General features: G+C 51.4%; 24 protein-coding genes. 9 read left to right on the top strand and 15 right to left on the bottom strand.

All coding sequences use genetic code 11. The features are described 5' to 3' along the window. The first annotated feature begins 2 nt into the window (after positions 1-2). The 8 genes from smc to leuS all read left to right on the top strand — a co-directional run bounded on the left by smc (position 3) and on the right by leuS (position 9,561). A complete protein-coding gene (gene smc / locus DPQ25_RS01505; protein ID WP_112331408.1) occupies positions 3-3,572 on the top strand; it encodes a chromosome segregation protein SMC in 3,570 nt (1,189 codons plus the stop codon). Between the two features lie 67 nt (positions 3,573-3,639). After that, a complete protein-coding gene (ftsY, locus tag DPQ25_RS01500) occupies positions 3,640-4,548 on the top strand; it encodes a signal recognition particle-docking protein FtsY (RefSeq protein WP_112331407.1) in 909 nt (302 codons plus the stop codon). A gap of 32 nt (positions 4,549-4,580) precedes the next feature. Continuing rightward, the gene (locus DPQ25_RS01495) at positions 4,581-5,165 is read left to right on the top strand and encodes an XTP/dITP diphosphatase (protein WP_112331406.1); all 585 of its coding nucleotides are present in this window, start codon (positions 4,581-4,583) and stop codon (positions 5,163-5,165) included. Between the two features lie 4 nt (positions 5,166-5,169). Beyond that, positions 5,170-5,472, top strand: coding sequence for a ribosome assembly RNA-binding protein YhbY (yhbY, locus tag DPQ25_RS01490; RefSeq protein WP_112331999.1), 303 nt, complete (start codon positions 5,170-5,172; stop codon positions 5,470-5,472). A gap of 36 nt (positions 5,473-5,508) precedes the next feature. Continuing rightward, on the top strand, positions 5,509-6,105 hold the full coding sequence (gene nadD / locus DPQ25_RS01485; RefSeq protein WP_112331405.1) for a nicotinate-nucleotide adenylyltransferase: 597 nt from the start codon (positions 5,509-5,511) through the stop codon (positions 6,103-6,105). Between the two features lie 3 nt (positions 6,106-6,108). After that, the gene (gene yqeK, locus DPQ25_RS01480) at positions 6,109-6,696 is read left to right on the top strand and encodes a bis(5'-nucleosyl)-tetraphosphatase (symmetrical) YqeK (protein WP_242978185.1); all 588 of its coding nucleotides are present in this window, start codon (positions 6,109-6,111) and stop codon (positions 6,694-6,696) included. A 42-nt stretch (positions 6,697-6,738) separates the two neighbouring features. After that, positions 6,739-7,101, top strand: a complete 363-nt coding sequence (gene rsfS, locus DPQ25_RS01475; RefSeq protein ID WP_112331404.1) for a ribosome silencing factor — start codon at positions 6,739-6,741, stop codon at positions 7,099-7,101. Between the two features lie 45 nt (positions 7,102-7,146). After that, the gene (gene leuS, locus DPQ25_RS01470) at positions 7,147-9,561 is read left to right on the top strand and encodes a leucine--tRNA ligase (RefSeq protein WP_112331403.1); all 2,415 of its coding nucleotides are present in this window, start codon (positions 7,147-7,149) and stop codon (positions 9,559-9,561) included. A 102-nt stretch (positions 9,562-9,663) separates the two neighbouring features. Here leuS and DPQ25_RS01465 read toward each other — a convergent pair whose 3' ends face one another. The 11 genes from DPQ25_RS01465 to DPQ25_RS01415 all read right to left on the bottom strand — a co-directional run bounded on the left by DPQ25_RS01465 (position 9,664) and on the right by DPQ25_RS01415 (position 20,110). Then, positions 9,664-10,290, bottom strand: coding sequence for a V-type ATP synthase subunit D (locus DPQ25_RS01465; RefSeq protein WP_112331402.1), 627 nt, complete (start codon positions 10,288-10,290; stop codon positions 9,664-9,666). Positions 10,291-10,311: 21 nt separating this feature from the next. Continuing rightward, the gene (locus DPQ25_RS01460; RefSeq protein WP_112331401.1) at positions 10,312-11,721 is read right to left on the bottom strand and encodes a V-type ATP synthase subunit B; all 1,410 of its coding nucleotides are present in this window, start codon (positions 11,719-11,721) and stop codon (positions 10,312-10,314) included. A gap of 24 nt (positions 11,722-11,745) precedes the next feature. Beyond that, positions 11,746-13,509, bottom strand: coding sequence for a V-type ATP synthase subunit A (locus tag DPQ25_RS01455; RefSeq protein ID WP_112331400.1), 1,764 nt, complete (start codon positions 13,507-13,509; stop codon positions 11,746-11,748). Positions 13,510-13,525: 16 nt separating this feature from the next. Beyond that, positions 13,526-14,152 (bottom strand): V-type ATP synthase subunit E, encoded by a 627-nt coding sequence (locus tag DPQ25_RS01450; protein ID WP_112331399.1) that lies wholly within the window; start codon positions 14,150-14,152, stop codon positions 13,526-13,528. 36 nt (positions 14,153-14,188) lie between these two features. Then, positions 14,189-14,497 (bottom strand): V-type ATP synthase subunit F, encoded by a 309-nt coding sequence (locus DPQ25_RS01445; protein WP_112331398.1) that lies wholly within the window; start codon positions 14,495-14,497, stop codon positions 14,189-14,191. A gap of 28 nt (positions 14,498-14,525) precedes the next feature. Beyond that, positions 14,526-14,984, bottom strand: coding sequence for an ATP synthase subunit C (locus DPQ25_RS01440; protein ID WP_112331397.1), 459 nt, complete (start codon positions 14,982-14,984; stop codon positions 14,526-14,528). Positions 14,985-15,035: 51 nt separating this feature from the next. Then, positions 15,036-16,982: a V-type ATP synthase subunit I gene (locus tag DPQ25_RS01435; protein ID WP_112331396.1), complete on the bottom strand. Its 1,947-nt coding sequence runs from the start codon at positions 16,980-16,982 to the stop codon at positions 15,036-15,038. Between the two features lie 35 nt (positions 16,983-17,017). After that, the gene (locus tag DPQ25_RS01430) at positions 17,018-18,073 is read right to left on the bottom strand and encodes a V0D/AC39 family V-type ATPase subunit (protein WP_112331395.1); all 1,056 of its coding nucleotides are present in this window, start codon (positions 18,071-18,073) and stop codon (positions 17,018-17,020) included. Between the two features lie 4 nt (positions 18,074-18,077). Next, positions 18,078-18,389, bottom strand: a complete 312-nt coding sequence (locus DPQ25_RS01425) for a hypothetical protein (protein WP_112331394.1) — start codon at positions 18,387-18,389, stop codon at positions 18,078-18,080. Positions 18,390-18,454: 65 nt separating this feature from the next. Continuing rightward, positions 18,455-19,813, bottom strand: coding sequence for a PFL family protein (locus DPQ25_RS01420; protein WP_112331393.1), 1,359 nt, complete (start codon positions 19,811-19,813; stop codon positions 18,455-18,457). Between the two features lie 27 nt (positions 19,814-19,840). Next, positions 19,841-20,110: an ACT domain-containing protein gene (locus DPQ25_RS01415; protein WP_112331392.1), complete on the bottom strand. Its 270-nt coding sequence runs from the start codon at positions 20,108-20,110 to the stop codon at positions 19,841-19,843. Positions 20,111-20,423: 313 nt separating this feature from the next. Here DPQ25_RS01415 and DPQ25_RS01410 point away from each other — a divergent pair, with 313 nt between their 5' ends. Next, positions 20,424-21,245, top strand: a complete 822-nt coding sequence (locus DPQ25_RS01410; RefSeq protein ID WP_112331391.1) for a histidinol-phosphatase HisJ family protein — start codon at positions 20,424-20,426, stop codon at positions 21,243-21,245. A 133-nt stretch (positions 21,246-21,378) separates the two neighbouring features. On the opposite strand, the gene DPQ25_RS01405 is transcribed toward DPQ25_RS01410, so the two are convergent. The 4 genes from DPQ25_RS01405 to DPQ25_RS01390 all read right to left on the bottom strand — a co-directional run bounded on the left by DPQ25_RS01405 (position 21,379) and on the right by DPQ25_RS01390 (position 26,521). Continuing rightward, on the bottom strand, positions 21,379-23,220 hold the full coding sequence (locus DPQ25_RS01405; protein ID WP_112331390.1) for an ABC transporter ATP-binding protein: 1,842 nt from the start codon (positions 23,218-23,220) through the stop codon (positions 21,379-21,381). Further along, positions 23,210-25,030, bottom strand: coding sequence for an ABC transporter ATP-binding protein (locus tag DPQ25_RS01400; protein ID WP_112331389.1), 1,821 nt, complete (start codon positions 25,028-25,030; stop codon positions 23,210-23,212). Before DPQ25_RS01400 ends, DPQ25_RS01405 begins: the two co-directional genes overlap by 11 nt. Positions 25,031-25,133: 103 nt before the next feature. Continuing rightward, positions 25,134-25,808 (bottom strand): sensor histidine kinase, encoded by a 675-nt coding sequence (locus tag DPQ25_RS01395; RefSeq protein ID WP_112331388.1) that lies wholly within the window; start codon positions 25,806-25,808, stop codon positions 25,134-25,136. Then, on the bottom strand, positions 25,808-26,521 hold the full coding sequence (locus tag DPQ25_RS01390) for a LytR/AlgR family response regulator transcription factor (RefSeq protein ID WP_112331387.1): 714 nt from the start codon (positions 26,519-26,521) through the stop codon (positions 25,808-25,810). Before DPQ25_RS01390 ends, DPQ25_RS01395 begins: the two co-directional genes overlap by 1 nt. Positions 26,522-26,621 lie beyond the last annotated feature (100 nt).

The raw sequence follows: 26,621 nt of genomic DNA, 5'->3' as shown, positions 1-26,621 counted from the left end.
CCGTGAAATTAAAATCGTTGGAGCTGCAGGGCTTTAAGACCTTTCCGGAGAAGACGGCTCTGACTTTTGACGATGGAATCACCGTCGTCGTCGGGCCCAACGGAAGCGGAAAGAGCAATATTTGTGATGCAATCCGTTGGGTACTGGGGGAGCAATCTGTTAAAACGCTGCGCTGCCTGAAGATGGAGGGGCTTATTTTTAATGGGACTCCGGTTCGCAGGCCGCAGGGGTTTGCCGAGGTAACCCTGACCATTGACAATACGGAACGGCAGCTGGCTTTTGACGGCGATATGGTGGCTATTACCCGCCGGTATTACCGCTCGGGGGAAAGCGAATATCTCATTAATAAGAATATTGTCCGGCTGAAAGACATCAATGAGCTTTTTATGGACACCGGCCTTGGGCGGGATGGTTATTCCATCATCGGCCAGGGCAGGATTGACAGCATTGTCGCGGCACGCAGTGAGGACCGGCGGGAGATTTTTGAGGAAGCCGCCGGGATTTCACGTTTTCGTTACCGCAAGGAGGAGTCGGAGAATAAACTCGCAAAGGCAGAGGAAAATCTGGTTCGCCTGCGGGATATTTTGACCGAGTTGGAGCAGCGGGTAGAGCCGTTGCGGGTCCAAGCGGAAAAAGCACGGCAATATCTGGAGCTTTCCGAGGAAAAACGAGGGCTTGAAATCGGCCTGTGGCTGAACACGCTCGATTGCTCGGGAAAAATCCTGCGCGAACATGATGATAAAATGATGATCGCTCGCAACCAGTCCGCGGAAATTGAGAAAAGACTGCAGGCAATTGACGGCGAGATCGACCGTAACTTTACAGAGAATACAGCCTGCTCAGCTCGAATTGATGAAATCCGCAAGGAGATTTCAGAACTTGAGGAACAGGCTGTGCGCAAGGACGGCGAGGGCTCTGTTTTAGAAAATGACATTCGCCACCATCAGGAGACCATCTCCCGGCTGGAGAATGAAATTGTGCAAGCTTCGGCCTCGGAGCAGAAGATGGCAGAGGAGATCCGCCAGAAAACAGAGGGCGCAAAGGCCAAGGAGCAGGAGCGCGCGGAGCTGGATAAAAAGCGCTCCAGCCTGGAAGAAGAGCTGGAGCAGCTGCGCAGGAGCATGGATAACCTTTCTGGCGAGGCTTCGCGTCTTTCTGGCGAGGCCACGGAAAAAAGCGCTTCTTTGACAGAGCTAAAGGTGGCTTTTTCAACGGCTTCCGCCTCCATGGAGGCAATTGCCCTGCGGCGCCGGGCAATTACAGAAAGCGAGGGAGCGCGTAAGCTTCAGTGGCAGTCCTTTGATAAGCTTTGCAAGGACTATGAAAAGCTGCTGCACGAAACAGAGGCCCGCATTACCTCGTTAACCAATACGGTCAAGGGCTACGAGCTGCGCCTAGCCGGCCGCAGCCGGCGTGCGGAGGAGGCCCGGCAAAAGAGCGAGAGGCTGCGTCTGGACACGGATGAAAAAGAGCGCAGAGCCCGCTTGCTGGAGGAACTGGAGCGCAATCTGGAGGGGTTCTCCCAAAGCGTCAAGGCCGTAATGAAAGAGGCCGGCCATGGTGTCCTGTCAGGGATTCATGGGCCGGTGTCCAGGTTGATCCGTGTACCGGGCGCCTATACGGTCGCCGTTGAGATGGCGATGGGCGCTGCTATGCAAAATATTGTTGTCAGTGAGGAGCAGGATGCAAAGCGGGCGATTCTTTTGCTGAAGCAAAAGGACAAGGGGCGCGCGACCTTTTTGCCACTGACGACCGTGCGGGGAAATGTACTGCAGGAGAAGGGGCTGGAAGGCTGCCCGGGTTTTGTAGGGATTGCGGCTGCGCTTTGCCAATGCGAGCCTGCATACCAGGGGGTGCTTAACTCCATTTTGGGCAGGATTGTTGTCGCCGAGGATTTGGATTCGGCCGTAGCGATTGCCCGCCGCTATGGCTACCGGTTCCGCATTGTTACGCTGGACGGTCAGGTGGTTAATGCGGGCGGTTCTCTGACCGGCGGCTCCCTGGCACGAAATTCCGGTTTGCTCAGCCGTGCCGTAGAAATAGAAAAACTGCATAAACAGGCGCTCTCCCTGCGTGAAGGGCTGGAGCAGGCGCTTCGCGAGCAGAAGACGGCGCAGGAGGAGCTTTCCGCCGCGCAGGCTGAGGTAGCGGCGGCGAAGAGCGAGCTTTCCGCCGCGCAGGAAGAACGGTTCCGCCTTAGTACGGCGATGGAGCATACACAGGCAGACCGAGATAAAATGGCGGAGGAAATCGACAGCCTGGAAAAGGAAGAAGCCGGAGCGGCGGCTCGTTATGCGGAACTAGAGAAAGAGCGCATCGGGGTGCAGAAGCAGGTCGAGCGCTGCGAAGCGGAAATGGTCGCATTACAGGAAAAGCTTTCTATGCTCAGCGGCAGCCGGGGAGAACAGAATCAGCAATCGGATGCCTTGCTTCACGCCATTCAGGAAAGCAGAATGCAGAGCGTGGCGCTGCAAAAGGACCGCGATGCGTTAGTGGCTGCGGTCGAGGATATAGAAAGGCGTAAGCTTGACCATGCGGGCCGGGTAACGGCTCTACATGGTGAAATAGACCAAACACAGGCGGAAATTACCACGCTGAGAAATAAAATTCATCAGGTTATGGATGAAGCCGCTGCCCTTCGCCGTAGGGGCACGCTTCAGAAGGAGGAAATCGAGCGCTTAAACCAGCGCAGGATGGAGTTCGACCGCCGGTCTACGGAGCTGCGGGCACAGGAGAAGGAACAATCAGACGCCCATGAAAAAATTGGCCATGAACTGGCCCGCCTGGAGGAGCGGCGCAATAATTTACAAAAGGAATATGATGAAATTATCAGCCGGTTGTGGGAGGAGTACGAGCTCACACGCCGCGAGGCGGAGGAGACCTTTGAAAAGCTGGCGGACATACCGGCGGCGCAGAAAAGGCTTAATGAGCTTAAAATTAAAATTCGCGGCCTCGGTACCGTCAATGTAGCGGCGGTGGAGGAGTATAAGGAGGTCAGCGAGCGCTATGCGTTCTTATCCGCCCAGGTACAGGATGTTGAAAAGAGCCGGGACGAGCTGAATAAACTGATTTTTGATCTGACCCGCCAGATGCGGGAGTTATTTTTGGAACGCTTTCAGCAGATTAACGAAAATTTCAGGCATACCTTCCGGGATCTTTTCGGCGGCGGCACATCGGATTTGACCTTGAATGATCCGGAGAATATCCTTGCCTGCGGTATTGATATAGCCGTCCAGCCGCCTGGCAAGATTGTAACCAACCTGGAGAGCCTTTCCGGTGGTGAGAAGGCGCTGGTGGCGATTGCACTCTATTTTGCCATCATGAAGGTCAACCCGCCGCCCTTTTGTGTATTGGATGAAATCGAGGCGGCCCTGGATGATGTAAACGTCAATCGTTTTGCGGCCTATTTACGCCGGATGAACCAGAATACGCAGTTTATCGTCATTACTCACCGGCGTGGCAGTATGGAGGAGGCAGACGTGCTCTACGGCGTGACAATGCAGGATGAGGGCGTCTCTAAGCTGCTGGAGCTTCGCGCCGGTGAAATTGAGCAGAAATTAGGAATGAAATGATGGATTTTTACCGGCTAGTTTGGTAAGATGAAAATAGGAGAATGATGAAGACGAGGAGGGTTCCGGTTTGGGCTTTTTTTCTAAAATTAAGGAGGGGCTGCGCAAAACGCGAGAAAATGTAAGCGCCTCCATTCAAGGCATGCTGCACTCCTTTACCAAGATTGACGACGAATTATTTGAGGAGCTGGAGGAGCTCCTGGTAATGGGGGATGTGGGCGTTTCTACCGCTGGGCGCATTTGTGAGGAGTGCCGCCAGCGGGTCAAGCAGGAAGGCGTTAAGGATCCCGAGCGTATTTTTGGGCTCTTAAAGGAAGTTACCGCAGATTTATTGCGGGGCGGCGAGGCGCTTCAGTTGAACACCAGGCCGTCCATTATTTTGGTTATTGGGGTCAACGGAGTGGGAAAGACAACCACCATTGGCAAGCTGGCCGCACGCTTTAAACAAGAGGGCAAAAAAGTGGTGATTGCCGCTGCAGACACGTTTAGGGCCGCTGCTGTTGAACAGCTTGAGGTTTGGGCGCAGCGCAGCGGCGGCGACCTGATTCAGCAGGGGGAGGGGAGCGACCCCGCAAGCGTGGTGTTTGATTCAATCTCCGCTGCGAAGGCGCGCGGAGCAGATGTGGTCATCTGCGATACGGCGGGACGGCTTCACAATAAAAAGAACCTGATGGATGAGCTGGCAAAGATCAATCGCGTTATCGACCGTGAACTTCCCGGCGCCGATAAAGAGGTGCTGCTGGTTCTTGACGCCGCCACCGGGCAAAATGCTGTCAATCAGGCTCGTGAGTTCAAGAACTTTGTCGATGTGACGGGAATTGTTCTGACAAAGCTGGACGGCACGGCCAAAGGCGGTGTTGTTCTTGCAATACGGGAGAGTCTCGATATTCCGGTGAAGTTTATTGGTGTTGGCGAGCAGATCGACGACCTACAGCCCTTTAACGCGGACGAGTTTGCAGAAGCGCTTTTTGCACGTTGAAACTGAACCGGATGAATAAGGAGAGATTACCAATGCGTACTTTTGTGATGGCGACACATAATCAACATAAGCTGAAAGAACTTCAGCGCATTCTGGAGCCATTGAATATTCATGTGGTTTCCGCCGACCTGCCGGAGGTGGAGGAAACCGGCACTACCTTTGAGGAGAACGCCGCATTGAAAGCACGTTCCGCTTGTGTGGCAACAGGGCTGCCAAGCGTTGCGGACGACTCAGGACTGGAGGTGGACGCCCTTGGCGGCGCGCCGGGAGTGTATTCCGCCCGTTATGCGGGCGAAAATGCGACTGACCGGGAGCGAATCGAGAAGCTGCTGGGTGAATTGCTCAACGTACAGGCAAAGGACCGCACAGCCCGGTTTGTCAGTGCCGTTTGCTGTGCTTTCCCGGACGGCAGCGAGTTGATGGTACGCGGTACATGCGAGGGAATGATCGCGCATGAACCGCGCGGTGAGGATGGATTTGGTTATGACCCTGTTTTTCTGGTGGGAGATAAGACGTTCGCGGAGCTGACGGGGGCGGAAAAGGACGCAGTCAGCCACCGGGGGGTTGCCCTGCGGAAACTGACTGAGGAATTGAGAAAAAGAGGAGAGGGACAATAATTTGATGTTAAGCAGTAAACAACGCGCCTTTCTGCGCGGGTTAGCCGTTGAGGCAGATACAATTTTAATGGTCGGAAAGTCTGGGATGAGCCCGGATATCGTCAAGCAGACGGATGACGCCCTAGAGGCCCGGGAGCTGTTAAAGGGCAAGGTGCTGGAAACAGCGCCGCTGAGCCCGCGCGAGGCTGCTGAGCAGCTGGCTCGCGAGACCGGCGCCGAAGTTGTACAGGTCATCGGGGCGAAGTTTGTTCTTTACCGGGCCAAAAAGAAGGACCCGGCCATTGTTCTGCCCAAGGTGAAAAAATAAGCCCGGGCTTAATACTTCTTTTCAGGGAGGCCTTTGATGAAGCTGGGGATCTTGGGCGGTACATTTAACCCGCTGCATGCGGGGCACCTGCATGTAGCGGGCGAATTTGCCAGGTTGCTGGAGCTTGACCGGGTTTTACTGATTCCCACTCGTGTGCCGCCGCACAAAAGGGCGCAGCAGCTTGTGCCGGGGCGGCAGCGGCTGAAAATGTGCCGTTTGGCGACGGAGGGGAATCCCTTGTTTGCAGTCAGCGGAGTTGAAATCCGGCGGCGGGGAAAAAGCTATACGGTGGATACATTGGCCTATCTTCGCAGGAAATACCCACGGGACAGGCTGTTCCTTTTAATGGGGGAGGATATGTTTTTGACTCTGGACTCCTGGCGCCGTGCCTCGGAAATTATAAAGATGGCGGCTATTGCCGCGGCGCCGCGGGGAGGCAGCTCTGTAAAAATGCAGGCTCAGAAAGAGCGTCTTGAAGCGATGGGGGCCAGCGTATGGCTTTGTCCCATTACTTTTTTACCGGTTTCCTCTACGGAAATCCGTCGCAGAGTACGGGCTGGAGAATCGCTGGAAGGCCTCCTTTCCCCTGATGTAGCAGCCTATATTAAAAAGAAAAGGTTATATGAGGGCTAACAGATGATGACTTATGAGAAAGCAGAAGCGGCGGTGCGGCCGCTTCTGTCTGAAAAGCGCTTTTATCATTCGGTTTGTGTATCCCACGAGGCGGAGCATTTGGCCCGCCGCTATGGTGCGGACCCGGAGCAGGCACGCTTGGCCGGAATCCTCCATGATATTATGAAGGATCTTCCCGGGGATGAGCAGTTGAAATTGATGGAGCGGTTTGGTATAATATTAACGGATCTGGAGCATGCGCAGAAAAAGCTCTGGCATGCGATTCTAGGCGCTGCTTACATTGAAAAAGTGTTGAAGGTAAGGGATGCAGGTCTGATTTGCGCGGTAAGGTACCACACTACCGGGCGGGCGGATATGACGTTGCTGGAAAAGGTTATCTTTCTGGCAGATTTTATCTCCGCAGACCGCGATTTTCCGGGCGTGGAGGATTTGCGAAAAAAGGCGTATATCAGCATGGACAGCGCGATAGTGGAAGGGATGATTTTTACTATTCGGGAATTGGCAGAGCATAACCAGCCAATTCACCCGGATACAATACAGGCTTACAATCAGCTGGTGTTGGCTGGGAGATCTGCCGAAATTCTCCCTTAACAAATAAAACAGAGGCCGTTCGGGCGGCGGAAAGGTTTTTTTATGGAGTCAAAATTGCTGGCGCTCAGTGCCATCAAGATTTTAGATGAAAAAAAGGCGGCGGATTTGAGCCTGATTCAAATTGATGAAATTTCGTCGCTGGCTGACTATTTTGTTCTTGCAACAGGTACGTCGGGGACGCATGTAAAGGCGCTTGCCGACGAGGTTGAGTTCCGGCTGAAAAATGAACAGGGTGCGGAGCCGTCCCATATTGAGGGCTACCGTTCCAACTCCTGGATTTTACTGGATTACGGTTCGGCAGTTATTCATGTGTTTACAAAGGAGGCCCGCCAGTTTTACGACCTTGACCGGCTGTGGCAGGATGGAGCAGCCGTAGACCTGTCAGAGGTTATAAAAGAAAATTGATTCCGCTTGTGGAATGACTATTTTTTAATAATGGGAGCGACTAGAATGAAATACGAGAGGTATGACCACACCGCCGTTGAAAAAAAATGGCAGAACAGGTGGGAGCAGGCCGGCGTGTTCCATGCGGCGCAGAGCATGGATAAGCCGAAGTTTTACGCGTTAATTGAGTTTCCCTATCCTTCCGGGCAGGGGCTGCATGTTGGGCATCCGCGCCCCTATACGGCACTGGACATTGTGGCGCGTAAGCGCCGCCTGCAAGGGTATAATGTGCTTTATCCGATTGGGTGGGATGCTTTTGGCCTGCCAACAGAAAACTATGCCATTAAAAATCATATTCACCCCGCCATTGTAACCAAAAAGAATGTGGAGCGTTTCAAGCAGCAGATTCAATCGCTCGGTATTTCATTTGACTGGAGCCGTGAGATCAATACTACCGACCCGGCGTATTATAAATGGACTCAATGGATTTTTCTGCAATTATTCAAGCATGGGCTGGCCTATAAAAAGGAAATGTCAGTCAATTGGTGCACCTCCTGTAAATGTGTGCTGGCAAACGAAGAGGTAGTCGACGGTGTTTGTGAGCGCTGCGGCAGCGAAGTGGTGCACAAGGTTAAATCGCAGTGGATGCTGAAAATTACGGAGTATGCCCAGCGCTTGATTGACGACCTGGATTTGGTAGATTATCCTGAACGGGTTAAGGCACAGCAAAAAAACTGGATTGGCCGGTCAACCGGTGCGGAAGTGGATTTTGGAACAACCGTGGGCGACCAGCTGACCGTCTTTACCACACGGCCGGATACGCTCTATGGTGTGACCTATATGGTGATGTCTCCCGAGCATCCACTGATTGAGAAGTGGAGCGGGCAGATTCAAAATCTTGACGAGGTACATGCTTATCAGCAGGAAGCCGCTAAAAAGTCCGAATTTGAGCGCACGGAGCTTGCAAAGGAAAAGACCGGCGTGCGCCTGAAGGGCGTGTGCGCGGTCAACCCTGTCGGCGGAAAGGAAATTCCGATTTTTATTTCAGATTACGTTTTGGTTTCCTATGGTACAGGTGCTATTATGGCGGTACCGGGGCATGACTCCCGGGACTGGGAATTTGCCAAAAAGTTTGATTTGCCCATTATTGAGGTCGTACAGGGCGGTAACGTAGAAGAGCAGGCCTTTACAGACTGCGCGACCGGCACGATGGTAAATTCAGGAATCCTGAATGGCCTAAGCGTAGAGGAGGCTAAGGTCAGAATAAAGGAGTACATGCAGGAAAAGGGCTTTGGCCGCGAAAAGGTTAATTATAAGCTGCGCGATTGGGTATTCTCCCGTCAACGGTATTGGGGAGAACCTATCCCGATTGTACAGTGTGAGAAATGCGGCTATGTAGCCTTGCCGGAGAGTGAGCTGCCGTTGCGGCTGCCAGAGGTAGAAAGCTATGAACCGACGGACAATGGCGAGTCCCCGCTTGCGCATATGACGGAATGGGTGAACACCGCCTGTCCTTGCTGTGGGGGGCCGGCTAAGCGTGAAACGGATACCATGCCTCAGTGGGCAGGTTCTTCCTGGTATTTTCTGCGTTACATTGACCCGCATAATACGGAAGCCTTAGCAGACCGGGGGGCAATGGATTACTGGCTTCCGGTAGACTGGTATAACGGCGGGATGGAGCATACCACGCTGCATTTGTTGTACAGCCGGTTCTGGCATAAATTCCTCTATGACATTGGCGTTGTGCCCACTGCCGAGCCTTACGCTAAACGTACCAGCCACGGGATGATTCTCGGCGAAAACGGCGAGAAGATGAGCAAGAGCCGCGGAAACGTGGTAAATCCGGACGATGTAGTCCGCGAGTTCGGCGCAGATACACTTCGGCTGTATGAGATGTTCATCGGTGATTTTGAAAAGGCTGCGCCGTGGAGCACTACCAGCGTAAAGGGATGCCGGCGTTTTGTCGAACGGTATTGGAACCTGCAAAACCTATTGATTGATGGCGCCGGTATTCGTCCGGAGATGGAAAGCGTTTTCCATAAAACCATAAAGAAGGTCGGCGAGGATGTTGAAAACTTGAAATTCAACACGGCCATCGCCGCCCTGATGGCCCTGATGAATGAGATCAGCGGAAATGGAAGCATTACAAGGGATGAACTGAAGGTGTTCACATTGCTGCTGAACCCGTTTGCCCCCCATGTGACGGAAGAGGTATGGGCTGAACAGGACTTTGAGGGCATGGTATGCCAGCAGGCCTGGCCGGTTTATGACGAGGCCAAATGCGTAGATGCACTGGTGGAGGTTGTTGTACAGGTAAATGGTAAGGTTCGCGCGCGTGTGTCCGTACCAGCTGACACAAGTAAGGAAGGGTTGCTGGAGCTTGCCAAGGATCAGGAGAAAATTCAGGCCGAAATTTCAGGCAAGACCATTGTGAAAGAAATTTCAGTGCCGGGAAAACTGGTCAATATTGTTGTTCGTTGACGAATAGAATATGGAAGGCCTCTTTCGGTATTTTGCCGGAGGAGGCCTTCTTTATGCAATAAAAAAATCTGTGCCCAACGGACACAGATTTGAAGAGATCCCTTATGCTTGACCGAGCTTTTCTTTTTGCCGTTTGATAATCTTTAAGCGGGAAAATTCTTCACGTTCTTTTTCCTCAAGTGAGTCTGTAATAAACTTAACAGTTTCTTCAAAGCGTGGAATCATAATATTTTTCAGCGCGTTAGCACGTTTTTGCGTCTTTTTAATCGCATCTGCTAGACGATAAACGCTGTTTTCCACTTCGGCAAGCTCTGCGGTCAGCTGCTTTACCTCATTAAATTTCAGAAAGGCCCTGTCCATCATAATATTGGTGGAATTGAGGCCATATGGAACCAGCATATCCGAAGGCTCTCCAATGGAGATCATAGGAATTTCAACCCCCATAACGCTACGGTAGGCGATATTAAGGCTATTGTCAAGCGGTACTGTTTTTGAAAGCTCGCTACAGATTCCCAGTGTAATGTTAGCCATTTGTAGGGCCTGGTAGGCCTGGGCATAGGTGTCGTCAATCTTGTTTTGGATATTGGACGCACGCCCCATCAGGCCCATCATTTCGCGAATCAAGATATTGCGCTTGCGGTCAAGCAGCTCAAAACCGTTTTTGGAAAGTGCCAAGGACTTTTTGGCGGCCAGCAGGTTGCCCTTGGTGGGGACTGTTTGTACACTCATAACCAATCACAAGCCCCTTTCTCACTTCTCCTCAACAGAAATATCCTGAATGGAACCGTCGGAGGGTTGATAATATTGGTTTAGCGTTTCCTCATCAACACGATCCAGCTCTTCACGCGGCAGAACAGAAAGCAATCTCCAGCCTAAGTCTAGGCTTTGGTCAATAGTGCGGTTTTCATTAAAGCCCTGATTGACAAAATATTTTTCGAAGAGCTTACCAAATTCGAGATATTTTTTGTCGGAGGGGGAAAGCTCCTCTTCACCAATAACAGAAGCCAGTGAGCGGGCGTCGATTACATGTGCATAGGAAGCAAACAGCTGGTTGGAAAGGGCAGAGTGGTCTGTGCGGGTGTAGCCCTCGCCAATGCCGTCCTTCATCAAACGAGAGAGAGAGGGGAGCACGGAAACCGGCGGGTAGGTACCGGCGCTATCCAGCGCGCGGTCCAGTACGATCTGCCCTTCCGTAATGTAGCCGGTCAGGTCCGGGACGGGATGCGTCACATCGTCATTAGGCATGGTGAGGATGGGAATTTGTGTGACGGAGCCCTGCTTGCCTATTACCATACCGGCTCGCTCATAAAGGGAGGCCAGGTCGGAGTATAGGTAGCCCGGATATCCCTTCCGGCCGGGAATTTCACCCTTGCTGGAGCTAAATTCGCGTAACGCCTCTGCATAGGAGGTCATATCCGTCATGATTACCAGTACATGCATCCCCTGCTCAAAGGCCAGATATTCCGCAGCGGTCAATGCGCAGCGGGGCGTCAATATGCGTTCGATGATCGGGTCGTTGCTCAGGTTGAGAAACATGACAACACGCTGTAGGACGCCGGATTCGTCAAAGGAGCGGCGGAAATATTCTGCAACATCATTTTTAACACCCATTGCGGCAAAGATGATGCAAAATTTCTCCCCCTCGTCACTGATTTTCGCCTGACGGGCAATCTGTACAGCAAGCTCGTTGTGCTTCATACCGGAGCCTGAGAAAATGGGCAGCTTTTGGCCGCGAATCAGCGTCATCAGGGTATCAATCGAGGAGATACCGGTATTAATGTAGTTTTTGGGGTAAATACGGGCAACAGGATTAATCGGGGTGCCGTTGATGTTGGCCCGCTTTTCGGGGAAGATATCCCCCAAGCCGTCGATAGGGCGTCCGGCGCCGTCAAATACACGCCCGAGGATTTCCGGGGAAAGCGCCAGCTCCATAGGGTGGCCGGTCAGACGGGTGCGGGTATTATCGAGGGCGATTCCGCGCGTGCCTTCAAATACCTGAATAACAGCACGCTTGCCGTCCATTTCTACAATTCGGCCCTGGCGCATGGAACCGTCTGCTAAACGGATTTCAACAACCTCTTCAAAGGAGGCGTTTTCTACATCGTCTATGACAATCAGGGAGCCATTAATTTCGGTTACGCCAACATAATCAAGCAACATAATATTTGACTTCACTCTCCTTTCCTATGCAGAAACGATCTGCGCGAGCTTTTGGTCGATTTCAGAGAGATACGCATCAAATAACGCGGGGTTATCATTTGGAATATCGTATTTCATCTTCACGAGCTTATCCAGTAAGCCGGTTTCAATCACACTGGAGATGGGTACACTGGCGGCGACGAGCTGCTTGGCCTTGTCATAGAGATAGAGAATGGCCTCCATCATCCGCTTTTGCTTGGGGAGGGGGACAAAGGTGTCGTCTTTATGGAAGGCGTTCTGTTGCAGAAATCCGACACGGATTACGCGTGCAATCTCAATTACAAGCTTCTGGTCGTCGGGCAAAACATCGGAACCAATCAGCTTGACAATTTCCATCAGCTGGTTTTCTTCCTGCAAAATCCGGCTGATGCGCTTGCGGTACTTGACGAAGTCCTCACCAAGCTCCTTTGTGTACCAGGGGTCCAGGTCAGTAAAATATTCACTATAGCTCTGTGTCCAGTTGATGGCCGGATAATGGCGGGCATAGGCCAGTGCCTTATCCAGCGCCCAGAAGCAGCGTGTAAAGCGCTTGGTGTTTTGTGTAACGGGCTCGGAAAAATCGGAGCCCTGCGGAGATACGGCGCCGATGATGGTTACAGAGCCGTTGCTGTTATTCAGGTTTTCGGTCAGGCCGGCGCGCTCATAAAACTCGGAAAGACGGCTGGGCAGATAGGCGGGGAACCCCTCTTCAGCAGGCATTTCCTCCAAACGGCCTGAGATTTCGCGCAGTGCCTCGGCCCAGCGAGAGGTAGAGTCCGCCATAATAGCGACATGGTAGCCCATGTCACGGTAATATTCAGCTAACGTAATGCCGGTATAGATGGAGGCTTCACGGGCCGCTACCGGCATGTTGCTGGTATTGGCAATTAAAACAGTACGGTCTGTCATGGGGCGCCCGGATTTAGGGTCCATCAGGCTGCTAAATTCATCAAGCACTTGGCTCATTTCATTGCCGCGTTCCCCACAGCCTACATAAACGATAATATCGGCGTCACACCATTTTGCCAGCTGATGCTGCGTCATCGTTTTGCCGGTGCCGAAACCACCGGGGATTGCAGCGGTACCGCCTTTGCCGATAGGGAAGAGCGTATCGATAACGCGCTGCCCGGTAATGAGTGGAATATTGGTGGGCAGGCGACTGGCGACCGGGCGCGGGGTTCGAATAGGCCAGCGCTGGCAAAGAGTCAGCGAATGTACGGTGCCTTTTTCGTCCGTGAGTTCCGCAATGGTGTCGTCTGCATGATATTGTCCATTGGGCATAACCTTGGTGATGGTGCCGGAAAGATTCGGCGGCACCATGCAGCGGTGCTCAATAATAGCGGTCTCCGGCAGTGTTGCATAGATGCTGCCGCCCTTTACGGGGTCGCCCTCATGAACGGTCAGCGTAACCGCCCAAAGCCGTTTTTGATCCAATGCGGAGACGTTACTGCCGCGGGAGATGAAGGAGCCGCTCTGCTCCTGAATGGCCTTCAGAGGGCGTTCGATGCCGTCAAATATATTGTCGAGAATACCGGGGCCCAAAGTGACATTCATTGGGCTTCCAGTGCCTTCAACGGGTTCGCCGGGAAATAACCCGGTAGTTTCTTCATAGACCTGGATGGTGGTCAGATTCTCGGTAATCCCGATGACCTCGCCCACCAGATGTTCCTTCCCCACAAAGACCATTTCCATCATGGAAAAGCTGCGGGAATTTTTCAGTGTGACAACGGGTCCATTTATTCCGTAAATTACATCGTTGGACTTGTTCATGAATTGGCTCCTTTCCTCAAGAAATCGCCAGATGAGAGTGCTCCTCAAACCAGGGAAGCTGGTCCTTTAATAAGGCATCGAGGGTAGAATCCGCGACAAGCCTCCTTGCCTCGCAGGAGACGCGCAGCCCACCCAGCTGAATTTCCGGGTCCGATACAAAGGAGCAGGGGGCAGAAAACAGGGGCACAATAGAATCGCGGTATTTTTCATCTCCCGGCTTCAGGTAAATAATAAGCGCATCGCACTCCTTCTTCTGCATAAACAGGGCAATTTCCTTTGCAAGTTTCTGCAAAAGAGCAGGGTAGCGGTCTGTCTGGGTATATTGCAGCAGTGACTCCGCTGCCTGCTTAAAAACCTCATCGGTGATCTTCTGGCGCTGTTCCAACAGACCGCGCCGGCAGTCAATTTCCCTTTTTGCCATTTCTCTGGAAATGCCGCCGCGCATCTGAGCCATTTCTTTTTGAATCAGGTGGTAGGCCTCTGCTAAAACCTCATTTTCGGCCTCTTCCAGCTTTTTGGACTTGAACTCGGCAATTTCATGTTCAATTTTTTTACGCTGTTCCAAGGCGTAATGGTTGATCGCCGTATAAAATTTGTTGACTTTTTCTTCCTCATTATTAACAGGAGTGGTGTTAATAGGCATTTAGGGTTCCCTCCAGTCCAGCCGCCCGGCGCGGCTTCATAGTTTCAGGCCAATTGCTTCGCGGACGTAACGGGTAATAGAGTCGCTGGTACGTCCGTTGCCGTGCCGGTCGGGAATTTCGACGATTAGCGGCCGTTTGCAGTTGAGTTTGAGGCTGTACACCTTTTCACGGCACAGCTGAAGCAGCGTTTCTGTAATTAAAATAACAGCTACGTCCTCCATTTTTACTGCTCTATCCAAGGCTTTTTCAACCTCTGCGGGCTCATGAACGACAACTCCGTCAATCCCTGCAAGGCGCAGCCCCACCTGAGTGTCGACATTGTCGCTGATTAAATAAAAGCGCATATAAAAACCTCCTGCCAAAAGGAAGGGGTTAACATTTCATCCAGATCAGGATAGCGATCAGCAGGCCATACAAGGCGATGCCTTCGCCGAGAGCAACAAAAATCATCGCCTTACCAAAGGCCTTGGGGTCCTCGCTGGTGGCGCCAATAGCAGCAGGGGCGGCTGCGGCAACCGCAATGCCACCGCCGATGCCGGCAATACCGACTGCGAGCGCTGCGGCAATCAAGCCCAACCCATTTTGTGAGGAGGCGCCGGCCGCTTCTGTTTGGGTGGTTTCAGCAGCTGTAGCAGTTGGGGCGGCATCATCATTTGTAGCAGCCTGCGTTACTGCCGGCACAGAGAAGCATACAACACAGATGGCAACAAAGCTGAGAAGCTGGTAAGCAAACGCACGCGCAGGCTTTCGGCCTCTTTTGACAGAATACACGGAGTAAGCAATAGAAAGAATCAATGCGAGCGCAGAAATGCCGATCATAATGTAAGTCATAACGGGTACCTCCTAAAAAATAATAGATGATATAATAAAAGGGGAACCGGGTTAAAATTCCCCGCGGACAACAACGGGTTTAAAGGGCCGCCCACCGCCTTCAAAAAAGCGGCTGAACATTTCGTAAAATTCCAGGCGCATGACCTGAATACCGACCAAAAGCCCCTCCATGCCCATTACGATGATATTGCCGATTACTACAATTAAAATATAGGCAATACCGCCGCTCATATCGGCCAAAGTGAAGACCATGGTCATCATCCCGGCGTGTACTAGCACGAAAGCGCCGACACGCAGGAAGGAGATTGTGTTGCTGGCATAGGCGAGCAGCACCTCAAACAGCTCAAAGAAATTTTCAGCAATATAGCTGCCCCAGCTGTCCGGCTTCCAGTCCGGCCGGTGCTCGGCAAGCCCGCCCAGAACCTCCTGAAAGAGAATGATAATCAACGGGAGTACAATCACCAGCAGAATATAGGGCAGACTGAGAATAGGCCAGCCTAAAACCATCTGGCCGCCGAACCCAAGCACGAGCCCCCCATAAAAGACAAAGCCCGCGATCCCATTGGGCCCGAATAGGGCGCGTTGGTAATGCTTCTGCTTCAAGGAACAGACAATGTTGATTAAAATAGCAGTCAGCACAAGGAAGATGCCAATGCAGACGGCGGCAATGATGATGCCAACGGTTGCGTCGGGTTCCATAATTTCAATAGGCTTGCTCTTTAGGCCGAATACGGATTGGTAGAAGGGGTCCAGGACATGTTCATAGCCAAACACCGAACCGAAAACAACGCCAAAAACAGCCGAGGAAATTCCGCACGGAATCAGCGCCTGGCCCAGCTTCATTTTCTTAAATTTCCACATCAGCCAGCCTACAATCGAGACGCAAATTCCCTGGCCAACATCGGCGAACATGATGCCGAACAACAGAAAATAGGTGATGGCGACAAAAGTTGTAGGGTCCAGTTCGTTATATTGGGGAAGCCCATACATGTCCACAAAAAATTCAAAAGGCTTGAAGGGCTTATGATTTTTCAGCTTGACAGGCGGAGAATGGGCGAGCTCCTCGCTTGCATCCTCGAAATAAAGCTCAACGGAAGGAATTTTGTCCAGCTCAGCCCGGAAAAGAGCCTCATCCTCTGCCGGTATCCAGCCCGTCAAAATGAAATTGTCATTGTACCTTGCAGCGAAATGGCGGATGCCGAAATAAACCGAATGCTCCCGCAGCCAGGAGTAAAGCTTCAGGCAGTGGTCCTTTTCCTGCTCCCAAAGGGAGGAGAGCTGCGAGTCAATGCGCTGAATCCGTTCAAGCTGTACTTCCCTCGCACTGCGAAGGTCTGCGACAGCCTGCTCCGGGGTATCCTTGAGCTCTGCAAGACGAACCCGCTGAAAGTAAAGGCTGGAAAAAATGCGGTCCACTTCGCTGACCTGATCCACCGGTGAAAAATAGATGCCCCAATAATGCTCGTCGTCACTGGAGCAGGGAAAAAAGATGATGTAGGGATTTTGGTCATAGTGCTTAAGTTTTTCAAAGCTTTCTTTGGGGATGAACCCAAAGCGGACCTTGATGTATGAGCACTCTCGGATGGAGTCAAGGTCCAGTGCCATGCCGGTGAAATGGCTGATTTGAGAAATTTCGCGCGAATAATCCTCGATGCGCTGCTGGGCATCGGACCGGTCGGCCTGCAGGCCGCCGAATTTTTCCGAGATGGTGGAAATGTAGGCGTCAATTTCGTCTTCGGTATAATTGACCCCTTCCAGTGCGGGGGCGTCCAGCAGGTACAGGCGCTTGTGGTTTCCATCGACTGCGTCTGCAAGCTGCTGCAGGGGTTCTATATAGGGGTTCTCTTCATTGAGTGGTGAAAAGTCAGAGGTATCCGAGTAAAAGGACAATGGGTTGTCCGGGTGGAATATACCTGCTTTTCCACACACGGCCGTCACATTATCAAGGGCGGTCATTCTGCCGATAATGCTGGCCACTTTGATTTTTAAGACTGCCAATGAGTTCGCTCCCTTTCCAGTGGCGTATTGCTTATTTATACAGGATCAAATCGAATAACAGTCAATAGCTTTTCAATCTCATCCGGCGGTAGCTGATAGCGAATCCCTTCGACAATGGTGATGATATCGTAAATCTCACATTGCGTCAGAAAAATATAACTCATCATTACCACAGAGGGATGCGTGGAAAAGCGAATATCGCGCCGACATGTTTTATACTTGACCCGGTTGGGAATTTCGTCTACATAGTTGTATTCTGTCTTTGCAATCTGGCGGCCGATGGAGGTCTTTGCCAGAGCGGCATCAATCTGCTCTTTTGACTCGGCGGCTAAAACCTCGTTCAGCAGCTTTTTCCTAAAGGCGCCGTAGGGGAACAGGGTGCTGCGAATGAAATCCGTTCCGGAGCGGTAGGTGAATTTCAGGCGCAGAATCCGCACATAATTGAGCAGGTCTATATAAGAGTCAAACAGCTCTGTGAGCTGCCTGGCGGCTTCACCCTTCATATAACGGCCGATTACCTGAAATACATTTCCGTACAGGTAGGTATACAGGGCATTTTCAATTTCAGTAAAGTGCAAGCGGTCGTTTTCTGCCGGACGGAAGGGCTCTAATAACGCGCGGTAAGGGGTATGGGCAAGCGCGCTCAATAAATCGTCAAAGCTTTTAATCCGGCTCAAAGAGGAGAGGTCGATTCGTGTGTGCCGGCTGAGATACATGGGCATGGAAAACAAATATTCCTCCGGCATATCTGCGTTAAGCAGGAGAATGCTGTGAAGAATTTGCTCAATTTCCGTGCGGGTAATCAGATATTGAGAAAAGTGCTCGCCTACGGAAATTTCATAGCGGCACAGCGCGGCATAGTCATCAAAAAGCTTTTGACGCAGCTTGGTTTCAAGCTGAAGCCGGTGCACTTCAATTTCATTGATGCCGGCGAGAATGGAGCCGTAGGCGGTCTGCGATTTTAAATAACCGGCCACCTCGCCCACCGTTTTACAGGCAAGCAGCGCGCGGTAATCCTCGGTTTTCAGCCGTCGGCCGTACATGGCCCTCGCCTTTGCCAGAATGGCGTTAGAGGAAAAAGAGGAAAGCATATAATCACTCTCCCGTCACACGGGCAACAAGCTCCGCTACCCATTGGCTGCCGTTTTCGCGGTAAGTTTTTTCCAGCTTCTCTGAAAGCTGCTTGTAATAGGCGGCTTTTTCCGTCCAGGCCTTTTCGGCGGCCTCCCGTTCAATAGGCTCGTTTTTTTGGATGCGCTGCCGTGCGCGTGTCAAATATTCCTGCCGGATTTGTTCCCGTTTTTGGGCGGTTTCCTTTTCTGAATTTACCTTTTCGACCTGGGCTGCATCGGTTATTTCCCGAGCTTTTTTATCCATGTCGACAATTTCCTTAATCAGGTTTTGCACTGTGCCCGCCTCCTAATTCTTGACAATCACAAAACTGTTTTTGTTCGGTTAGCTTTAACCGGTTTTCAATTTTTTAAACTCTGCATAGGTGCAGGAATGCGTCCGCCGCGCTTGATGAATTTTTGCGGAGAATAGGGGTTTAGCTCCATGATGGGGCCGCCTCCCAGCAGGCCGCCGAAGTTCAGCTCATCACCGGCATGTTTACCGATGGCGGGGATAACGCGGACGGCGGTGGTTTTCGAGTTGACCATACCGATAGCGGCCTCGTCGGCAATGATGGCGGAGATCACCTCCGGCGGCGTATCGCCCGGAATATTGATCATATCCAGCCCCACAGAGCAGACAGCAGTCATGGCCTCTAGCTTAGTGATAGAGAGCGCCTTGCAGCGCGCTGCCTCAATCATACCGGCATCCTCCGTCACGGGAATGAAGGCTCCGGAAAGGCCGCCCACGTGGGAAGAGGCCATGACCCCGCCTTTTTTAACGGCATCATTAAGCAGCGCCAAGCAGGCTGTCGTGCCATGTGCGCCGCATTTTTCCAGACCCATTTCCTCCAGAATATAGGCAACGCTGTCGCCTACCGCTGGGGTCGGCGCCAGAGAGAGATCCACAATACCGAAGGGGACGAACAAACGGCGGGAGGCCTCCTGCGCAACAAGCTGCCCCATGCGCGTAATTTTAAAGGCTGTTTTCTTAATCGTATCGGCAATGACGGTAATATCGCAGTCACCGGCCTTGGCAATAGCTGCGCGAACAACGCCGGGCCCGGAAACGCCTACATTAATCACACAATCGGGCTCGCCGGGCCCATGAAAGGCGCCGGCCATGAAGGGGTTATCCTCCGGCGCGTTGCAGAAGACAACAAGCTTGGCGGCGCCAATGCAGTCACGGTCCGCAGTGGCTTGTGCGGTTTCCAGTACAATCCGGCCCATTTTGTCCACGGCATCCATGTTGATGCCGGCTTTGGTGGAGCCGATGTTAACGGACGAACAGACAAACTCCGTTTCACTGAGCGCCTGCGGTATGCTTTTGATGAGGTTGTAATCCCCGGGGCCGAACCCCTTGTGGACCAGCGCGCTGTAGCCGCCGATAAAATTGACGCCGATGGCGCGGGCGGCCCGGTCCAGGGCATGTGCAAAGGCAATGGGTTCATGGCCGGGGCAGGCCGCCGCAATCATGGCAATGGGGGTTACGGAGACTCGCTTGTGAATGATGGGAATACCGTATTCCTTGCTGATAGCCTCACCGGTTTTTACCAGGTTCTGCGCGTAACGGCAGACCTTGTCGTACACCTTCCGGCAGGCGGCGTTGATATCGCTGTCCGCGCAGTCCAGCAGGGAGATGCCCATGGTTATGGTGCGGATATCAAGGTTTTCATTGTCGATCATATTGATGGTTTCCAATATATCATGGGAGTTTAACAATGCGGCGTCCTCCTTCCGTAATATAGTTTATACGTGATGCATGCTGTTGAAAATATCCTCGTGCATCGTGTGGATGGTGAGGCCCATTTCCTGGCCGACTGTGGTAAGCCTGTCAGCCAGTTCGCTGAAAGGAATGGATGCCTTGGAAATGTCAACCATCATAATCATGGCGAAGAGATCCTGTAGGATTGACTGCGTAACCTCAACCACATTCACATCATATTCCGCGCAGATGGTTGATACCTTTGCCAGAATACCGACCATATCTTTTCCGATAACCGTGATAATTGCACGCATAAAAGCTCCTCCTGCCTTGTTTTATTAGACCGTTAGACACCCGGAAGGCCCTTGTTCCGGGCTGGTTGTAGGGCTGTATTTTAACAATTTTAATTTATTATTTATCTATTATGAACTCTAAAATTTAATTTGTCAATATTCTCTCGTGAGTGGTGCAAAACGGCCTGGAATCACAACAAAATATCCAAAAAGATGAGATGTTGGTCAAAAACATCAGATATCCTCTCTGTTTTTATTTTAAAAATTTTATGGTATAATTTGACTAAAGAAACAACGTCTATTCTGTATAAAAGAGATAGGAGCAGCCGTTTAAATGAAATACCGTTATCTCTCCGATTGCCATGTACACACAGCCTGTTCCAGCGATGCCAGCGATAGCGCCGTTATGATGTGTGAATCGGCGGCCAGGCATGGGTTGTTTGCCCTCACAATCACGGACCACTGTGAATGCCAGGACTACAAAAAGGCCGGTTATGACCGGCTGATCCGGCAGTCCTATTTTGAGGCCAGAAGGGCTGCGGACGTCTTTCGTAATCGATTAAAGGTCTATGCCGGGATTGAATTGGGGCAGCCCCTGCAGGGTCCTAAGGCCGCTGAAGATATTTTAGCAGCCTGTGATTTCGACTTTGTACTTGCTTCATTGCATAACCTGAAGGGTAAAAAAGATTTTTATGAGCTGGACTACAGCCATATGAAAAAGGACACGGTTTATAGTTTGCTTCGGGAGTACTACCAACAGGTAGAGGAAATGGTGGAATGGGGGAATTTTGACTCTTTGGCGCATCTGTCCTATCCGCTGCGCTATATAGTTGGAGAGCATCATATAGATATTGACATTTCACCGTTTATCCCCCAGATCGACCGGATTTTAAAAAAGTTAATTGCTGGAAATAAGGCGTTGGAGGTGAATACCTCCGGCTTAAGGCAGGAACTGGGTAAGACAATGCCCGGATATCCTATTATTAAACGGTTCCGGGAGTTTGGCGGAAAATTTGTGACCCTAGGCTCAGACGCGCACCGCTGGGCGGATGTTGCCGGCGGTGTGGAGCATGGCTTGGAATTGCTGGAGCGCGCGGGTTTTTCCCACTTTACAGTTTTTGTGGAACGGGAGCCGCACCAAATGCCGATCAGATAAGGCTATTTACAAAAGGCCTTTTTATGAAAGGCGAGTTCAGTTTGTTAAAGAGGTTTAAGACCTTCTGGGCATTCCATATAAAAAAGACAGCGGAGATACTTTGCCGCTGTCTTTTTTATATGGAAGTTGTTTTTTATGTGTAATATTGAGCTTGTGCGTGCCAGAGCTCATAGTATTTCCCTTTTTCATCTGCCAACAGCACATCGTGGCTTCCGCGCTGAACGAGTTCGCCTTTGTTAAAAACAGCAATATCATCGCAGAAGCGGCAGGAGGAAAGCCGGTGAGAAATAAAAACGGCCGTTTTATCGCCGACAATTTCATTGAACCGGGTGTAAATTTCATATTCTGAGATGGGGTCTAGGGCAGCGGTGGGCTCGTCGAGCACAATGAAGGGCGCTTCTTTATAAAGAGCGCGGGCCAGTGCGATTTTTTGCGCCTCGCCGCCGGAAATCTCCACACCGTCCTCGTCAAAATCCTTATAAAGCGGGGTGTGAAGCCCTTTAGCCATAGCGGACATCCGTACCCCGAAGCCGGCTTCTTGCAGGGTGTGCTCCGCCTTGCCCTCGTCTACCTCGACGGAAGCGGCCACATTTTGTCCAAGCTCAAATGAAAACAGCTTGAAATCTTGGAAAACCACCCCAAAGATGGACAGGTATTCGCTGTAATCGTACTTCCGAATATCGATCCCGTTGAGTGTAATGCGGCCCTCGGTGGGGTCGTAGAGCCGGCAGAGCAGCTTAATCATCGTGGTTTTACCGCTGCCGTTCATGCCGACGACAGCCATTCGCTGGCCAACACGCAGCTTCAAGCTCAAATTTTTAAGCGCATAGGCATCGCTGCCGGGGTAGCGAAAGGAAACGTTGTGAAATTCAAGCTCGTATTCATTGTCATTGCGCTTTTCGACTGGCAGTGTACCCTGATATTTGACGCTGGGCATATCGGTAAACTCATAGAAGAGCCTGAGGGTGTCGGCGTTTGCGTTGAGCAGGGCCAAATTATTCATGAGGGAAGTAACGCCGGAGCCGAGTTTGGAAAGGCTGCCCACATATTGAACGATGTTGCCGACCGCGAAGCTGCCGAACAGGGCCTTGAGCGCAACAAAGGCATATATCAGGCCGGACAGTACAGTGCTGGAGACGGCGACGGCGCTGTCATACCGGGCCTGAAATTTACAGAGCTTTCCCATTGTTTTGTTGATGCCTAAAAAGGCGTTCTGGAACTCCTTCAACGAAATCTGATTGAGGGCATAGATGCGCATATCCTTGCCGGCGTTGTATTGAGAAAGGGATTGGAAATAGTACCCTGACAGGCGGCTTAAGGGGACAAACTCGGAGGAAAATGCCATGAATTTTTTAATGCTTTTTTTTGTTATGAAAGTATTCAGCATGATATTGAGGGCAATAAGCGCGATAATAAGCACGATGGACCAGGGGGAATATAGAAAGGACCAGCCGCCCGGGTCTGTCGAATAGGAAAGTGTAAAAGCGGTACTTAGGAGGGAAACCGAGAAAATAACGGATGCAGCCCCTTGAATGAGCCCCTCGGTACACCAGATTAGACGCGGCAAGCCGAGGCCGTTGGCATTGCGCAGAGTAATAATTTGCTGCTTCTTCAGGTGGATTTCAGGGTTTTCTACCAGCTCATAGTCCATTTGCTGTACCTTTTCGTTCAGCGGCTGTTCAGCAACCAGCCAGAACTTATAAAAGAAAAACGATTGGCGGCGGGATAGGCCGGAGGAGAGCAGGGAAGCGCCTACATTTAATAGAACGGTTAAAAAAATGAGAGACAGAATTTGTTGGAAGGATTGCCCCTGTGCGAGCGCGTTGATGATAAGCGCGGATAAGAAAATGTTGATGAACGGGGAGAAAGCAGCCAGCAGAGCCCTGCTGCAAATAGTAAGCATAAGACCGGGGACGAGCTCGTGAAGGGAACGATAGCCCCGCGCTGTAAGGCGGATTTTCTCTTTAAGCGTCATTTTCTGTTACTCCTTCCTTATAGTAGTGGCTTTGGACCTCGAACATTTCGCTGTATTTTCCCTTGGCGGCCATCAGCTCCTCATGGGTGCCGGATTCCGCAATCCGGCCGTTTTCGAAAAAGAAAATCCGGTCGCAGAAGCGTGTGCTGGCCAGCCGGTGGGAGATAAAGACAGCGGTGCGCCCGGCGGCCATTTTATTATATTCGGCATAAATGTTGCTTTCAGCAATGGGGTCCAGCGCAGCGGTGGGCTCATCCAGAATCAGCGCCTTACCGTTTTTGTATAAGGCGCGGGCCAGCGCCAGCTTTTGGATTTCGCCGCCGGAGAGGTCAATGGCATCCTCATATACGCTTTTGACCAGCAGGGTGTCCGCTCCCTTGGGCAGGGCGGCAATTTTATCTTCCAGGCCGGAAAGCTTCAGCGCACGCAGCACTTTTTCCCGGTCATCCAGTCCGTCGGCAGCGGCGGAGACATTGCAGGCAATGGAACGGGGGAGAAGAAAGATATCCTGAAAAACAGCGGAAAACAATGTGAAAAATTCTTCCCGATTATAGGCGTTGACCGGGTGGCCGTCGATCAGGATTTCTCCCGCAGCCGGTGTGTATAAGCCGCACATCAGCTTGACAAGCGTTGTTTTGCCGGCTCCGTTTAGGCCGACAATGGCCAGCTTCTCACCCTTATGGATGGTGAAGCTCAGGTTTTCAATTACATATTTGTCACTGCCGCTGTAACGGTAGCTGACATTTTTAAATTCAATGCGAAATGTATCCTGCGGCAAGGGAATGCCGGGGCCGTGGTTAGCCGTGTCGGGGTAGTCAAGAAATTCGCGCAGCTCGCAAAAGCCGAGGTGAAAGCGGCTTAGGCTATAGAAATCATTGATAAGCCCGTCAAGCCAGGCGGAAAATCCCCCGATGATGCCGAAATACAAAATGAACTCAGCAGCGCCCATATCTTCGGCAAACAGCAAATAGACAAGCAAACCATAGGAGACGGCATCCCGGATTAGGGACAGCAGCGCTCGCAGGCTGTCCATTTTAAAAGCGTAAAGGTTTTCCTTTTTAACCCATTTCATTCGCGAAAAAAGCGTGCTGTTGAATACATCGCGGAGCCAGCTGCCCATGCCGTATAGGCGGATATCCTTGGCCCGGGTAAAGTCTCCGGCACTGTTTCTCAGATAATCGAGCTTGCGGTCCAGGGCCTTCCAGTTATCCTTATTCCTGTAGCTCCATTTGGCGGAAAGCTGAAGCATGGCGGTGCCCAGGAGGGTGGTAACGGTCAGCGTCAGCAGAATCCAGGGGCTCAATGTGAACAATAGCGCTGCATAAGATACAATACCGAGGATATTGGAAGCGGCAGAGGATAGGGTTGAGGCAATCAGGCGTGCGCCGCTGTTGTCGCTGCCGGTATTTTCCATGGCCTTATGCGAGCGGTTGAGCCCGTCGGCGGATTCTATGTTTTCATAGTCGCAATAAACACATTTGTTCCAGATGGGGATCGTGGTGTCAATGTCGAAATCCATCATGAATTTTGACAGCGCGGCGGAGAGGTATTTTTCCGCAATCAATGCAGCCGACAGGGCCAGGCTAATAAGGCCGATGAGCAGCAGAAGCTGTTCCGGCGAGTAGCCCGCCGTTACGGCGGCGACAACCTCCTTGGAAAGATAAATTCCCAGATAAGAGGTAACCACCAGCAAAGGCGCCCTTATAAAAAGGGCGACCGTCAATTTGGGGTTGCAGGCCCAAAACCTGTGTAAAATAAATTTTAAATTGTTACCCATACTATAGGCCGGTTTTTTATTTTTTTCCTTCAATACAAAACGCCTCCTTTGCAGCTGCTTATAGAATAGCACAGGAGGCGTCGGATATGTTGATTTTTGCACGAATGGTTGAATAGATGGCACGAACGGTTTTTATTCATAGCGGCAGCATGATCTCCGTGGCAAAAACGCCCTCTTCATTCTGACGGTTGAGATAACCCGCGTATTTTTCGACAATCCGATCCACGCGCAGCAGCCCAAAGCCATGAGAGTCCGAATCCTTGGTGGAAAGGTAAAGCCTCCCGCTCTTTTTGACGGCGCCGCCGGCGGAATTAGAGATTGAAAGATAGAGCTGATCCTTTAAAAGACCGATATAAACGCGGATAAAGCGGTCCTCTGGACACTCCTGCTTCAGGCAAGCCTCCACGGCGTTGTCGAGCAGGTTGCCGATGATGACGCAAAGGTCAATTTCCGATATTTTCAACTGTGCGGGGACGGTTGCCTTGGCATTGACATGAATCCTGCGGGAAAGCGCGAGGGAGATTTTGCTGTTTAAAATCGCGTCGACCATCACGTTGCCGGTTTTCAGAACGGTATCGACGGTGGTTAAATCTTCATCTAGTTTCCCCAGGTATTCAGCCAGTTCATCGATTTGCCGGAGGGCAAGGTGGGCCTTCATGGCCTGGATGTGGTTGTGGTAGTCATGCCGCCAGCCGCGCATCTGCCTGTAGATATTTTCCACCTCATTGCAATGCTTGGTAATCAAATCATTTTGATAGGCGGAAATTCGTTTGTCAATCATCCGCCCAAAGAATAAATTGAATAATCCCATCACGATATCCCCTTAAAATAATTGATAAACGCTTGATGGACGGGGTCGTATAACCGTCTGGACAGCGGGAGTGCGGTTCCGCCATCCAAAATAACCTCATTTTTTGTAATACGGTGGATATGGCGCAGGCCCGCGATGTAAGAACGGTGGCAGCGGACAAAGGAGGGGCCAAGCTGCTGCTCCAGCTCGGTAAGGCTCTGCCGCACCTCATAGGATCCGTTTTTTGCGGTAATCGTCGTTGTGTGGCCGTAGCTTTCGCACACCAGAATATCCCCGATTGGAATACGAAGGTTTTCGCCTCCGGAGGAAATGAGTAGGGATTTTTCGGTTTTATTCAGGTTTTTCTGCGCTTTATCGAGTACGGACCATAGCTTTTCCGGCTGAATGGGTTTCATCAGATAATGAAGTGCGGATACCTCATATCCCTCTGCGATGAAATCCGGCAGCCCAGTAATAAAAACAATCTGTACATGTGTGTCTGTTTTACGGATCTCCTTTGCCAGTGTTACGCCGTCCAGACCTTTCATTTGAATATCGAGCAGAAGAATGTCGTAAGAAATATCCTCCCGATAGGCAAATAAAAACTGTTCAGCGCTTTCAAAGGCATCAATTTGGCTGTAAAGGCAGCGGCCGGCAGCCCACTGAGCGGCCAGCTGCGACAAATACTTTCTTTCAACCTGCTCGTCGTCACAGATAGCAATATGATATTGCATGAATTTCGCCTCTATCCCAAAATGATTACGCACGAATCAAATCAATTTTATCTCTATTATAGCCTAAAAGATTCTGGTTGACCAGTGAAAAATGATCCTT

This window comes from Hydrogeniiclostridium mannosilyticum (assembly GCF_003268275.1).
Classification (GTDB): domain Bacteria; phylum Bacillota; class Clostridia; order Oscillospirales; family Acutalibacteraceae; genus Hydrogeniiclostridium; species Hydrogeniiclostridium mannosilyticum.
Note: the sequence above shows the minus strand (reverse complement) of the source record. Positions and strands in the feature narration are given on the sequence as shown.